At 32.7% G+C, this 12,807-nt stretch carries 12 protein-coding genes and 2 pseudogenes; 7 read left to right on the top strand and 7 right to left on the bottom strand.

All coding sequences use genetic code 11. From position 1 onward, the window contains the following. Positions 1-235: 235 nt before the first annotated feature. The gene (locus ACQPUW_RS01110; protein ID WP_430837253.1) at positions 236-994 is read right to left on the bottom strand and encodes a DUF4368 domain-containing protein; all 759 of its coding nucleotides are present in this window, start codon (positions 992-994) and stop codon (positions 236-238) included. Further along, positions 983-1,078, bottom strand: a pseudogene (locus tag ACQPUW_RS01105) (recombinase family protein); the annotation flags it as partial. The gene ACQPUW_RS01110 and the pseudogene ACQPUW_RS01105, both read right to left, overlap by 12 nt. Before the next feature lie 377 nt (positions 1,079-1,455). Here ACQPUW_RS01105 and ACQPUW_RS01100 point away from each other — a divergent pair. The 5 genes and pseudogenes from ACQPUW_RS01100 (at position 1,456) to ACQPUW_RS01080 (ending at position 4,484) form a co-directional block, all read left to right on the top strand. Then, positions 1,456-2,196 (top strand): MerR family transcriptional regulator, encoded by a 741-nt coding sequence (locus ACQPUW_RS01100; RefSeq protein WP_430835656.1) that lies wholly within the window; start codon positions 1,456-1,458, stop codon positions 2,194-2,196. A gap of 74 nt (positions 2,197-2,270) precedes the next feature. Then, positions 2,271-3,005, top strand: a complete 735-nt coding sequence (locus tag ACQPUW_RS01095; protein WP_430835655.1) for an ABC transporter ATP-binding protein — start codon at positions 2,271-2,273, stop codon at positions 3,003-3,005. Next, positions 2,992-3,735: an ABC transporter permease gene (locus ACQPUW_RS01090; protein WP_430835654.1), complete on the top strand. Its 744-nt coding sequence runs from the start codon at positions 2,992-2,994 to the stop codon at positions 3,733-3,735. The genes ACQPUW_RS01095 and ACQPUW_RS01090 overlap by 14 nt, the downstream gene beginning before the upstream one ends. Positions 3,736-4,108: 373 nt before the next feature. Further along, positions 4,109-4,291, top strand: a pseudogene (locus ACQPUW_RS01085) (sigma factor-like helix-turn-helix DNA-binding protein); the annotation flags it as partial. Then, a complete protein-coding gene (locus ACQPUW_RS01080) occupies positions 4,281-4,484 on the top strand; it encodes a helix-turn-helix domain-containing protein (protein WP_430835653.1) in 204 nt (67 codons plus the stop codon). The pseudogene ACQPUW_RS01085 and the gene ACQPUW_RS01080, both read left to right, overlap by 11 nt. 444 nt (positions 4,485-4,928) lie before the next feature. On the opposite strand, the gene ACQPUW_RS01075 is transcribed toward ACQPUW_RS01080, so the two are convergent. Beyond that, complete coding sequence (locus ACQPUW_RS01075; RefSeq protein WP_430835652.1) at positions 4,929-6,197, bottom strand: FAD-dependent oxidoreductase; 1,269 nt, start codon at positions 6,195-6,197, stop codon at positions 4,929-4,931. Between the two features lie 98 nt (positions 6,198-6,295). Here ACQPUW_RS01075 and ACQPUW_RS01070 point away from each other — a divergent pair, with 98 nt between their 5' ends. Together ACQPUW_RS01070 and ACQPUW_RS01065 are read left to right on the top strand one after the other, a co-directional pair. Further along, positions 6,296-7,972, top strand: a complete 1,677-nt coding sequence (locus tag ACQPUW_RS01070; RefSeq protein ID WP_430835651.1) for a 2-oxoacid:acceptor oxidoreductase subunit alpha — start codon at positions 6,296-6,298, stop codon at positions 7,970-7,972. Further along, positions 7,973-8,836 (top strand): thiamine pyrophosphate-dependent enzyme, encoded by an 864-nt coding sequence (locus ACQPUW_RS01065; protein ID WP_430835650.1) that lies wholly within the window; start codon positions 7,973-7,975, stop codon positions 8,834-8,836. 157 nt (positions 8,837-8,993) lie between these two features. On the opposite strand, the gene ACQPUW_RS01060 is transcribed toward ACQPUW_RS01065, so the two are convergent. From ACQPUW_RS01060 to ACQPUW_RS01045, 4 genes are all read right to left on the bottom strand, one after another. Continuing rightward, positions 8,994-9,266, bottom strand: a complete 273-nt coding sequence (locus ACQPUW_RS01060) for a DUF2087 domain-containing protein (protein ID WP_430835649.1) — start codon at positions 9,264-9,266, stop codon at positions 8,994-8,996. 95 nt (positions 9,267-9,361) lie between these two features. Further along, entirely contained in the window at positions 9,362-10,699 is a 1,338-nt protein-coding gene (locus ACQPUW_RS01055) for a HAMP domain-containing sensor histidine kinase (RefSeq protein ID WP_430835648.1), read from the bottom strand. 6 nt (positions 10,700-10,705) lie between these two features. Then, a complete protein-coding gene (locus ACQPUW_RS01050; RefSeq protein WP_430835647.1) occupies positions 10,706-11,365 on the bottom strand; it encodes a response regulator transcription factor in 660 nt (219 codons plus the stop codon). A gap of 20 nt (positions 11,366-11,385) precedes the next feature. Next, positions 11,386-12,654 (bottom strand): hypothetical protein, encoded by a 1,269-nt coding sequence (locus ACQPUW_RS01045; protein WP_430835646.1) that lies wholly within the window; start codon positions 12,652-12,654, stop codon positions 11,386-11,388. Positions 12,655-12,807 lie beyond the last annotated feature (153 nt).

Here is a 12,807-nt window from a genome sequence, read left to right as displayed (position 1 = left end):
TTAATTAATTAACTAAAATAAACAATTTATTTATTATATATTCACAGTGTTATTTAATAAAAACATATACCTCAATTTGAATGTATTTAAAAGCTATTAAAATGCTAAAGAATTGTATAAAGTTAACCTAAAATACAACCTTCCAAATAGTTTTTTAATAAAAAAGAGCTAAACATAAAAGGTTAGCGGTCATAAGGAAGTAATTCGTGAAAGACGGTATAGCCCCTCAAAAGGGCTATGCCGTCTTTTCCTTTGTAGTTGTTTTTGTTTGCGGCTCATTTGGAAAATCCACCATACCGATAAAGTTCCAAACAATGTCTACTTTTTGTACACGCTTTCCGCTGCTCTTGTCGAGAGCGTGTACAACAATCCGCTTTACAAACTCATTGACGATAGTCGGCGTTAATTCCTTGATACCCTCATACTTACGGACAACCGCAGCAAAGCTATTAAAATCCACCTTGTCCTGCTCATAGGTATCAACCTCTTGCTGCATTTCTACCGCTTTGCTTGTCAGTTCCCGTTGCTCCGCTTCATACTCCGCAGACAGTTTCAAAAACCGTTCATGGCTGATTGTGCCGCTAATGTCATCCTCATAAATCCGCTTGAAAATACGGTCAAGTTCGGCAATCCGCTTTTTCGCTTTTTCTACTTCACGCCGCTGCTTTTTCATTGCCTTTTCTTGCTCGTCAAACCGCTGATTTCTCACAAGGTTGAGAAAGGAAACAGCGTTATCATAGAACAAAGCCGTTACATCAAAAATGCGACTAAGCACAAGCCTTTTTAGCGTTTCTTCACGGATAAAGTGTGCGGTACAACTGCCTGTATTGCTCTTGTAATTGGAACAACGGTAATGGTCTTGCGTTTGGTCAAAGCGTTTGCAAGTAGCAAAGTGTAGCTTGCTTCCACAATCAGAGCAAAATACTAAGCCGGAGAAAAAGCCTTGTCGTTCCGCCTTTGTCGGTCTGCGCCTATTTTCTCGGAGTTCTTGCACTCGTTCCCAAACCACTTCGTCAACAATCGCTTCGTGTGTATCTCGGAAAACAAGCTGTTGTTCTTTCGGTGTTTCCATTCCATTCCGTTCCCGTCCTTTCCCTGTTTAATGAGGTTATTACTTTCGGAGCAAGCATAGGAAGTGTAGCCACACTTCCGTATTTTGCGTTGCAAAATGCTTGTTGGGAAGTTTCCCAAACCCTCTTTTACCTCTCACTACCTACAACACCACAAAACCCAAAAATACCAAAGATTTTGAAATTTTTTCTCTCATGAATAAATACAGTGAAAATTGAAATCTTCCAAACGCAGAGGACAAAAAAAGCGTTGCAATCTCGAAAGACTACAACACATTTTTATCAAGTATTGAATATCAGTTCATTTTTTGATATAACAAAACCCTCCAGTATAACACCAGACTTTTAATTTGTGGTAATATCTCTGTAATGGGAGGTAGGAAAAATGAATACTTATAAAACTGCTGATGTTGCAGCAATAATTGGGGTACACCCTAATACGGTACGACTTTATGAGGAATGGGAGATGATACCCAAAGCAAAACGACAGCCCAACGGATACCGTGTCTTTACTGATTTTCATATCGAACAATTCAAACTTGCGCGGCTTGCTTTTCAGATTGAAGTGCTTCAAAATGGCTTGCGTAAAAAAATTGTTCAAATGGTAAAGGTATCGGCTACGGGTGATTTTGACAAGGCTCTTTCTCTTGCTAGAGAATATTTAGAGCAGTTACAAAAAGAACGTGCTAACGCAGAGGAAGCAACTACACTGGTACGAGAAATCTTATCTGGCGGAAACACGATACATTCTCATTCCTTAAAACGCAAAGAAGTATCTGAGTACCTTAATATTTCAATGGATACTTTGCGAAATTGGGAAATGAACGGCTTGCTCACAGTGAAGCGCAAAGAAAATGGGTATCGTGTATATGTGGACGATGATATGAAGCGACTCAAAATCATTCGGTCTTTACGGTGTGCGAACTACTCTTTGGAAGCGATTTTACACCTGCTTCGACAGTTATCTCAAAATCCGAATGTGGATATATTGGAGGTGCTTAACACACCCAAAGAGAACACAGATATTATTGCTGTTTGTGACAAGCTGATTACCTCCCTTTTTGCGGCAGAAAACAACGCGTTGAAAATGATTGCTATACTCGAAGAAATGAAACTTAAATTTTAATAACCCTCCACTTAACCACCAATCTTTTTATTGGTGGTATTCTTTTTTTGTAAAGAAGAATAGGAGGGATTACTATGCAGGAAATTATTCAAGTCGAGCAGCTTACCAAATCATATAACAATCTGCTTGCAGTAAGCAATGCGAGCTTTTCGGTGAGCCGTGGCACAGTTTTCGGATTGCTTGGAGCAAATGGCTCAGGGAAAAGCACAACGATTGAGTGCATCTTAGGAACGAAAAAAGCGGACAGCGGACAAGTATCCGTTTTGGGAATGCACCCACTGGAAAACCGCAAAAAATTGTTTGAAAAAGTGGGGGTACAGTTTCAAGAAACCAACTATCAAGAGCAAATTACCGTTGCAGAGTTATGCGATGTGACAGCCTGTCTGTACCATGATGCTGCAAACCCATTGGAGTTGCTTACCAGGTTTGGGATTGCTGATAAACAGAAAAGTCTTGTCAAAGATTTATCCGGTGGACAAAAGCAACGCCTGTTTATCATCCTTGCGCTCATTCCCAACCCCGAGGTCGTGTTTTTAGACGAGCTGACAACGGGACTTGATGCAAAGGCACGACGGGAGGTTTGGAAAATTCTTTCCGACCTAAAGGAAAAAGGGTTAACCATTCTTTTAACTTCTCACTTTATGGACGAAGTAGAAGCCTTATGTGACCAAATTTGCATTTTGAAAAAAGGTGAAATTGTATTTTATGGCACGGTTGCAGAAGCGGTCAAAACTAGTCCTCATGACAAATTCGAGGACGCTTATCTTTGGTATACAGACGAGGAGGGTCAAACTGATGAAAACCTTTAATACAATGCTCAAAACAGAACTAAAGCTGTCACTACGGGGCATGGATATGTTTATTTTTGCAATTTGTGTTCCGCTAGTGGTGCTCGTTATCCTCGGAATTATCTACGGTAATAAGCCTGCATTTGATGGCGCAGGATATACCTTTCTGGAGCAGTCATTTAGCGCACTCGCAACAATCTCCATTTGTGCGGGCGGCGTAATGGGGTTGCCGCTGGTTGTATCAGAGTACCGCAGCAGAAACATATTAAAGCGATACAAAGTAACCCCTATTAGCCCTGCCCTGATTTTATTGGTGCAAGTGGCAATCTACACCCTGTATGCGATTGCTTCCCTTGTGTTGCTGTACCTTACCGCAACGCTATTCTTTGGGTATCAGTTTCATGGTTCAATAGTAACATTCTTTGGTGGGTATCTTTTGGTAATTGTATCTATGTTTAGCATTGGCATGATGGTAGGCGGTATTGCCCCAAATACCAAAATGGCGGGAGCTATCGCAAGTATTCTCTACTTTCCTATGCTGATATTTTCGGGAGCAACTCTGCCTTATGAGGTCATGCCCACAGCACTGCAAAAAATTGCTAATATCCTGCCCTTGACACAAGGAATTAAACTGCTTAAATCGGCTTCGTTAGGGTTGCAAAGCGAAAACATCTTTGTTCCACTCTTGGTTATGGCTTCGATTGCAATTATTTGTATAGGCGTTTCTTTGAAATTTTTTAGGTGGGAGTAAGCATATTCGAATCATAACATAACACTCCTAATCGAAATAAGCCGCCCGTTCAGCTTTTTCATGCTGCACAGGCGGCTTTTGTTATACCCCCATTCCAAACGGAGAGGTGGTGAGAATGATGTTATCCATAGAGGAAAAAGAGCGTACACAATGCCGATTTGCAGCATTTTGTACGGTGGTGTTTCGCAACGCAGTTTGTACCTACTTTAGAGATTTAGGCAGAAAGCGCAAGCGAGAAATTTCTCTTGAATATCTTACAGAGCAAACGCATTTTTAAGCACATAGCACAGATAATTATTTTGTTCGCTTTGACACGCCTACGAACTTCACTGTTTGCGGACAGCTTGTAACGGTTGACAACGAGCGTTTAACTACTGCTTTATTGCGGCTATCAGAAAAGCGACGAGAGATTATTTTGCTGCGCTACTATCTGCGTTTCAACGATGTGAAAATAGCGGCACTGTACGGAAGTCCTCGCACAACGGTCAATTATCAAAGGCAAGCGGCACTAAAACAGTTGCGTAAAGAAATGGAGGGAATGAAAGATGAAATCTAAATTTATACCCTATGAAATCATTGAAAAGGCGGTTGGTGGTGATACTGCGTCACTTCTTGCCATACAGCAACACTACAATCCGTACATAGCTTATTTAAGCCACGGTGACACGGATTTGAATGACCTACTAAATTCTAAGCTGTTAGAAGCCATTTTGAAATTCAAGCTAGACTATCAGCCACCGAGCAAGTAGCAAAGCCACGAAAAGCCGTCAAGGGTAAACTTCGCGCTACGCGCCCTTGACGGCTTTTCCTGTCCTTGCTGTTTGGTAGTCAAGAGGGTGAAAGCAGTAAACCGCTTTCACCCTCTTAAAATTATGGATAAGTACAGGGCATAAGTCACCAAATAGGGGACGAAAAAGCCTTTGTTTATGCGGCTTGCAGACACTCGATTTGCAAGTGGTAAGGTGTTTATACCTTTTCCCTCAAAAGCACTGTTCTACTGCGTGACAAAACGAGCGTACCGCCATTTTAGCGATACGCCCGTTTCTAACACTCTGCTTGTCAGCCGTTATGATAATTTGGTTTCAATACTTCCTTATCACCATTCAACAAAATAATTTAGCTCTTTTTATAAAATCTACAAAATATTATTTTTAAGTCTATTTAATATCTAAAACTATAAAAATAACTTCATCTTACTTTCCATTAAAAATATCTGTAAGATTTAATTTTCTAACCCTGTCCTTTATTTTATCTTCATCTGTAGTATATAGCCCTATTTCTTTCATTCTGTCAAAGTATTCAGCTCCTGAGAATGTAGGTCTCTCATATAAATTTCCTTCAGTTATTTTATCATTTGCATATGCAATAATATCACCAGTAGCTAGTTCTCGTGGTAATTCTAACGATTTCTTTCCTTTTAAATATTGTGCTGCATTGAACCCCGCTAAAGCTCCTGTTGTCATCGCTTCTGTATGTCCAACAAAAAATCCTGACTTTTCCCCTCCACAAAACAGATTATCTAATCCTTCTACTTTCATTGTATTATCTCTCTTTGCAGCTGCAAGATATCTTATTGAATTACCATTACTACCTGCTAGTGGATCAATATATACTGCGTTTTCTAATCCTTTAATTTTTCTTAATTTATCTATAGGATAGTGGGATGTCATTAACTTTATATGTCCAGTGTCTAATAATATAACATTCTCCCCAAATGCTAATGTTGCATATTGCTGACATACCTTATTCTCTAACTTCTCTAAATGTATATCTTCTTTAGGTATAGTAATAATAGCAACACCTTCTTTTTTTAAAGTATCAATTAAATCTTTTGATAATGAATCCCTAGATATCTCACAAGAACCACTCATTGCTCCATTAAGTCCATTCTTTCTTGCTCCTATTAAATCTTCTACTCCTGCTTTTTCGCTTATGCTTACTCTTGTACCAAAACTTGGACACCTTAATATACACATTGTGCATCCATTTCCATACTTAACACAATTAGGCATAGACCCTGTAGATCCTGTAGTTTCTATAAATACATCTCCAGTTACAACTCTTTTATCAGCTAATATTATTGATATTATTTTATCTTTTTTTCTTTCTACATCTACAACTCTACTATTAAAATATATTTTTACCCCTTTATCTAAAAGATATCTTCTTATAATAGGTTCTGCCTTATTTACATCACATAATGATGCATGATTATGTCCTGGAAATTCTATATTTTTATGAAGGGTTATAGAATCCATAACTTTAATAAATTCTCCAGCACCAAGATTTATAAGTTCTTCTGCTGCTGTGAACCTCCCATTATTTCTCATTATCCCTCCAACATTTCCTACACCTAGTAACAAATCTGTTCTCTCATAAAGTTCTACTTCTACTCCACATTTTATTGCTTGAAGTGCTGCTTGGCACCCAGCCCATCCCCCACCTATAATTACTACTTTCATATCTGCTCCTTTAAATCTAATTTTTATATTTTTATTGTATTCAATTATTTTTATTAATTTCATATATTGTTAAAAAACACTAAAATGAGGTGAAAAACTTGGACTATAATATTTTAATAGGTGGTAGTGCTGGTCAAGGAATGGATACAGTAAGTGATTTTCTTGAAAAAGCTCTAAAGAAAAAAGGTTTTTATATATTTTCAAATAAAGACTATATGTCAAGAGTTAGAGGAGGTCATAATTATACTCAAATAAGATTTGGAACAGAACCTGCATATTCGCACAAAAATGAGTTAGATTTAATTTTAGCTTTAGACGAAAATACTGCCCTTCTTCATATAAAAGATTTAAGTAAAACTGGCATAATTATTATGGATGAATCAATTAAATTTAATGAGAAAAGGGATTTGAAATTACCATTAATAAAAACAGCCACTAACCTTGGTATTTTACGTGGATTTACTTCTGTAGCTGCTGGAGCAATCCTTAAATATTTTTCACTGCACGGTGATGTTGATGAACTATTTAGTGAAAAATTAAAGGAACCAGTAAGAAGCAAAAATATTGAAGCAATACATCTAGGGTATACTTTATTAGATTCAAAATATTCTCTAAAAGGAAATGATTTATCAAATCATATTTTAATAAATGGTAATAATGCAATTGCTCTTGGTGCTATTGCTGGAGGATTAGACTTTTACTCAGCTTATCCTATGACTCCAGCTACAAGTATAATGACTTATTTATCTAAGAAGCAAAGAGATGTTGGCATAGTAGTTGATCAAGCTGAAGATGAAATAAGTGCAATAAATTTTGCTATTGGTGCATCATATGCTGGTGCTCGTGCAATGACCGGTAGCTCTGGTGGAGGCTTTTCTCTAATGGTAGAATCTTTAGGATTTGCAGGTATAGCTGAAATTCCTTTAGTTGTTATAGATTCTCAAAGACCTGGTCCTGCTACTGGACTTCCTACTAGAACAGAGCAAAGTGATTTAAGTTTTATTTTAACTGCATCACATGGAGAATTTCCTAGGATTGTATTAAGTGTAAGAAATGCTAAAGATGCCTTTACCCAAACTGTTAAAGCCTTAAATATTGCAGATAAATATCAAACTGTAGTTTTATTACTAACTGATCAATACATAGCAGATTCTAATGTGACAATTCCTATGTATGATTTAGATAAAGTTAAAATAGATAGATATATTTCAACTGAAAAAGATCTTCTTCCTAATGAAGAGTATAAAAGATATGAAGTTACTAAAAGTGGTATATCCAAGAGATTAATACCTGGAAAGCTAAAAGATCAGGTTGTTATAGTTGATAGTGATGAGCATAACGAATGGGGACACATTACAGAAAAAGCCGAAGTTAGAAATGCTCAGATGGAAAAGAGATTTAGAAAAGTCAATTCAATTGAAGATGATTTAGAAGAACCTGAATATTTTGGTGATGAAGATATTGATATTCTTCTTGTAGGATGGGGTTCAACTTATGGTGCATTAAAAGATGCAGTAAAATTATTAAATGCTAAAGGTATCAAAACAGGTGCTTTAAGCTTTGGAGATATTTATCCTCTTCCAAAGAAAAAACTACTAACCTATGCAAAGAAATCTAAAAAAATAATTAATGTTGAACAAAATTTCACAGGTCAATTAGGTAAATTAATAACTCAAGAAACAGGTATTTTAATGGATTCTAGTATATTAAAATACGATGGTCGTCAAATAATAGGTAGTGAAATTTCAGATAAATTCAAAAAGGAGGACTTTTAGATGATAGAATTAAAATCATTTAACAGTAATGATGAGAATACTTGGTGCCCTGGCTGTGGTAATTTTGCTATATTGGCTTGTATAAAAGAATCTTTGTATGAGTTAGGATTATCCCCTGAAAAAGTTGTTATGGTATCAGGTATAGGTCAAGCTGCTAAAACTCCTCATTATTTAAGAGCAAATGTATTTAATGGACTTCATGGTAGGGCATTACCACCAGCTCAAGCTATTAAAATTGTAAATAAAGACCTTAAAGTTATAGTAACTTCTGGTGATGGAGATGCCTATGGAGAAGGTGGAAATCACTTCTTACACAACATTAGAAGAAATGTTGATATAGTACAGCTAGTTCATAACAATCAAATTTATGGTTTAACAAAAGGACAAGGCTCTCCTACTACATTAAGAGGACAAAAAACTTCTATGCAATTTGATGGTACTTATACAGATCCACTAAATCCCTTAGCAATTGCTATAAGTGCTGGTGCAACATTTGTAGCTAGAAGCTTTTCTGGTGAAAAAGAACATCTAAAGGAAATTATTAAAAAAGCTATAAATCATAATGGCTATGCCTTAATCGATATTTTACAACCTTGTGTTTCTTTTAATAAAGTAAATACTTTTAAATGGTATAAAGATAGAGTATATAAATTAGATGAAAATTATAATCCTAAAGATAAGTTTGAAGCCTTTAAGAAGGCTCAAGAATTTGGAGATGATGGTATTCCAATAGGAATACTATATCTTGATGAAACGAAGAAAACTTATAATGAATCCCATCCAGTCCTAAAATCAGGATGCAATCTTATTGATAGGCAGTGGAATCCTAAAGATGCACAAAAATTATTGGATGAGTTCTTATAATTACTAATTTAATTTTAAGTAACAGTAGCATAGATAAAATATGATAAGGTATTAAATTATGAAGAATTTACTTCAAAAGGCTTACCAGATAAGGTTAAAAATAACTTAATATAAAATAATAAAAAAGCTAGATATTTAAATCTAGCTTTTATTTATTCTACTCTATGTTTTTCCAATATCTCGAACCATCTGATTCTCTTGATAAAAATTTGTTATCAAAAAGTTCTCTTCTAAGCAAAACGAAATCATCTAAATTACTCCATAGTTTTATTACCTCATTGACTTCTTTTTCACTATAGTATCTTTCATCTTCAAACTTAGTTATTAAATGCTCTAGGATTAAATTTTTAGCATTTCTTTTTGAAGGCCACACCACTATTTTCTTCTCATTATCTAAGTATCTTTCAATGTCTACTATCTTTTTTCCCATATTCCCACCCTAATTATATATTATTTTTAATCTTTCTAAATTCTAATCTTACTAATAATTTATTTTACACAGATTTATTTAAATTTTCATTTAACTTAAAATTTTATAATGAAAATAATCTTATCTTCATTTATCTTATATGTTAGTTTAAAATTATTTTTTTCACTTATTTTCTTACATAGATATAATCCAAGCCCAGTTCCATTTGCATGTTGATTTCTATTTCCTTTTATAAATGGATCTAATAATCTATTCTTGATATTATCTTCTATATTTTTGCACTTATTGGATATAATTAATTCTTTATTATTAGTAAGACTTATATTTATCTCATTTCCTTCTGAATATTTTATTGCATTATCTATTAAATTAGATATTAAAGTCCTTATATCCTCTTTTATTCCAAATATATTTATATTTTCCAATATTAAATTTATCTTATATTCATTTTCTCGAATAATTACATCAAATAGGTTTAATATATTCTCTATTTCATTTTTTAAACTTATCTCTTCCTTTTCTTTATTCAATATCATTTCAGATTTTGATAAAGTTAAAATATTTTGTATTAAATTATTCATCCTTACAGTCTCATCTTCTATGTTATTTAACATCTCAACTATATCTTTATCATCAAATTTTTCTTCATGTAACAACTGAGTATAACCTCTTATAACTGTCAAAGGTGTTTTAAGTTCGTGGGTTGCATTATTAAAGAATGTCTTTGATGAATCCTGAAGACTTGATATATTTTCTTTCATTTCATTAAACTCTTCTGTTAATGCCCCTACCTCATCATTATATTTAACTTCTAAATGCTTTACTTCTTCTCCTCTTCCAAATCGTCTCATTGAATTTGTAAGACTCTCTAAAGGTTTAGTTGTCTTTTTAATTATTAAGTATACAAAAGCCATCAATATTATAGTCATTAACACTAAAATAATACCTATACTTATTAATATTGATTTATTTAATTTATATATTTTTGAATAATCTTTCTGCACAATTAATCTACAATAAAATTTCCCATCAATATAAATTGGCTGATATAATGTACCTATCATTAAATTATCTTTTCTATATAATTTTAATTTTGACTTTGTTTTGTCTTCATTATTCTTTAAATCTTCAATATCTTTATTTGAAATAAGCTTTCCAATTGATACTGTATTATTTCTTGAATCAATAGACGCATATACATTAAATAGATTATTTATGGTTTTTACTATATTAAAATCATCTTTTTCTGTGCCTAGAACTTTATCTGTGTATATATAATTTTTTGAGAACTCTGCTATTTGTCCTATATCTTCTGCTATATATTTCTCTTCATTATTATCTATAATGATATATATTCCTATAAGTCCTATACAAGCAGTAATTAAAATTATGAGTCCAATAGTTAAAGCTAATCTTTGTTTTATTGTCTTCATTACTATTTACCTCATTACATATCCTATACCAAATATAGTCTCAATTTTTGAAGTATCTTTATATTCCCCTAGCTTACTTCTTATTCTTCTAATATGAACATCTACTGTTCTATCTTCCCCTTCAAAATCTATTCCCCAAACTTTATCTAAAAGTTCTGATCTTGAAAATACTCTATTCTTGTTTTTATATAAATAATATAGTAAATCAAATTCTTTTCTATTTAAATCTATAACCTTTGAATTTATGACTACACTTCTACTTTCAGCATTAATACAAAATCCCAATTCTTTTTCTCTTTCTATTATTTTTTCTTCTCTTCTAAGAACTACCTTTACCCTCATTTTAACTTCTCTTATATCAAATGGCTTAGTGATATAATCATCAGCCCCTAATTCCATACACTTAAGCTTGTCTGATATTTCATTCCTTGCTGTAATCATTATTACATATGAATTATTACTAATATGTTTAGCTAATTCAAATCCTGTAGTATCAGGAAGCATAATATCTAGAAGAACTAAATGCGGTTTAAAATCTTGCATATATTCTAAGGCCTCTTTTCCTGTATATGCTGATTTTATGATATAACCTTCTTTACTTAAAGCTCTTGATAAAATATCATTTATACTAGCTTCATCTTCAACTATTAAAACCCTTTTATCCATTATGAGCATCCCTCACTTGCTTAATTTATTTCTAATAAGTTAAATTGATATCTATCTTTAATATTTTGTTTTTTATCTTCATCATATATATATAAGTGTGTCCCAACTAATATTTTTTTCCCATCCTCACTCATAATAGCTGATGATAGTAATGATTTTTCATCTTTTTCTAATTTAATATCTAATTTTTTAAGTATTTTCACTGAATCATTCTCTATTTCTCCTACATATATATCTGCAGTTTTATTCTCTTTTTGCTTACTTAAAATAACTTTATTATTTTCATTAAAAAACTTATTTATTTTAAGATTCTCATCACTACTTTTATTTATATATTTACTTTCCTTTGTCTTAGGATTATATATTATAGCAAATATTTCTCCATTTCCTTCTGTATCCAACACAACTATCTCACCATTATTAGTAACAGATATTCCTTCCTTTCTTAATCTATCTAGACCTTTTAAATCTATTTCACTTTTCTTTTTTAAGATAGCTTCATCTCCATTTAGTTCTATTCTATAAAGTATACCATTACAATCTAGACCATAAAATTCATCTGTAATATTACTATAAATAATCTCTTCTATCTTAGATACATCTTTTCCTTTATAAATATATTTTTTGCTATCATTTATGTTTATAATTTCTAATTTTAATAATTTATTTTCTCCTACTTCGTCACCTTTTTCTTCATTTTCTACTATATATGCATAATCTGAATTTCCTTCGATGATCTGACATTTAGCATCATAATTTCCCTTTCCTTCATAATAAGGAACTCCATTTTTATCTGTTTTATCATGCCAATCCTCTGTATACTCTCCAAGTTTTTTCTTCTCCTTAGTCTTATTATTATAGTAATATATATCATTTGGATTTTCTTTAAGCATATATGATGACACCCCTTCATTCTTAACATTTATATCCCAAGTATAATTTAATTGAACCCTATTACTTTCTTCTAGATTTCCTTTACTATCTAAGGTATATAAATTCTTTTTAAAAATATCGTAAACTGGATATTCTTTCGTACCTTCTCCTCCGTATGTTCCTTGATTTAATCCAAATGTTCCATATATCTTATCTCCTTCAAGATAAATTGGAGTAAATAATTGATTAACATCTACATCTAAATTTATAATCTTTTCCTTTATATTTACTCCAATCTCCTTGATTTCTTGAACATTTTGATCCAATACTATAGTCTTTTCTTTACTACATCCACTAAATATAATACTTACCCCCATAACACAACTCATTAAAAACACTATTTTTCTTTTCTTCATATTCATACCCCTTAAAATCAATTTCTATATTTTTATTTTAAATGGAAGTTATTACAAAATTATTACCTAATATAATTATTTCTCATATTTCTTTTAATATATTATTTTCTTATAAATCAAATTTACTTATAGTATTATATTTTTTTAATTTTA

Source organism: Clostridium sardiniense (genome assembly GCF_050584765.1).
In the GTDB taxonomy this organism is placed as follows: Bacteria; Bacillota; Clostridia; order Clostridiales; family Clostridiaceae; genus Clostridium; species Clostridium sardiniense_A.
Note: the sequence above shows the minus strand (reverse complement) of the source record. Positions and strands in the feature narration are given on the sequence as shown.

Bases quoted from the DNA above. Each gene is read 5' to 3' on its own strand.
- ACQPUW_RS01100 (WP_430835656.1), top strand. From the start codon at position 1,456: ATGAATACTTATAAAACTGCTGATGTTGCAGCAATAATTGGGGTACAC.
- ACQPUW_RS01095 (WP_430835655.1), top strand. From the start codon at position 2,271: ATGCAGGAAATTATTCAAGTCGAGCAGCTTACCAAATCATATAACAAT.
- ACQPUW_RS01090 (WP_430835654.1), top strand. From the start codon at position 2,992: ATGAAAACCTTTAATACAATGCTCAAAACAGAACTAAAGCTGTCACTA.
- ACQPUW_RS01080 (WP_430835653.1), top strand. From the start codon at position 4,281: ATGAAATCTAAATTTATACCCTATGAAATCATTGAAAAGGCGGTTGGT.
- ACQPUW_RS01075 (WP_430835652.1), bottom strand. From the start codon at position 6,197: ATGAAAGTAGTAATTATAGGTGGGGGATGGGCTGGGTGCCAAGCAGCA.
- ACQPUW_RS01065 (WP_430835650.1), top strand. From the start codon at position 7,973: ATGATAGAATTAAAATCATTTAACAGTAATGATGAGAATACTTGGTGC.
- ACQPUW_RS01060 (WP_430835649.1), bottom strand. From the start codon at position 9,266: ATGGGAAAAAAGATAGTAGACATTGAAAGATACTTAGATAATGAGAAG.
- ACQPUW_RS01055 (WP_430835648.1), bottom strand. From the start codon at position 10,699: ATGAAGACAATAAAACAAAGATTAGCTTTAACTATTGGACTCATAATT.
- ACQPUW_RS01050 (WP_430835647.1), bottom strand. From the start codon at position 11,365: ATGGATAAAAGGGTTTTAATAGTTGAAGATGAAGCTAGTATAAATGAT.
- ACQPUW_RS01045 (WP_430835646.1), bottom strand. From the start codon at position 12,654: ATGAAGAAAAGAAAAATAGTGTTTTTAATGAGTTGTGTTATGGGGGTA.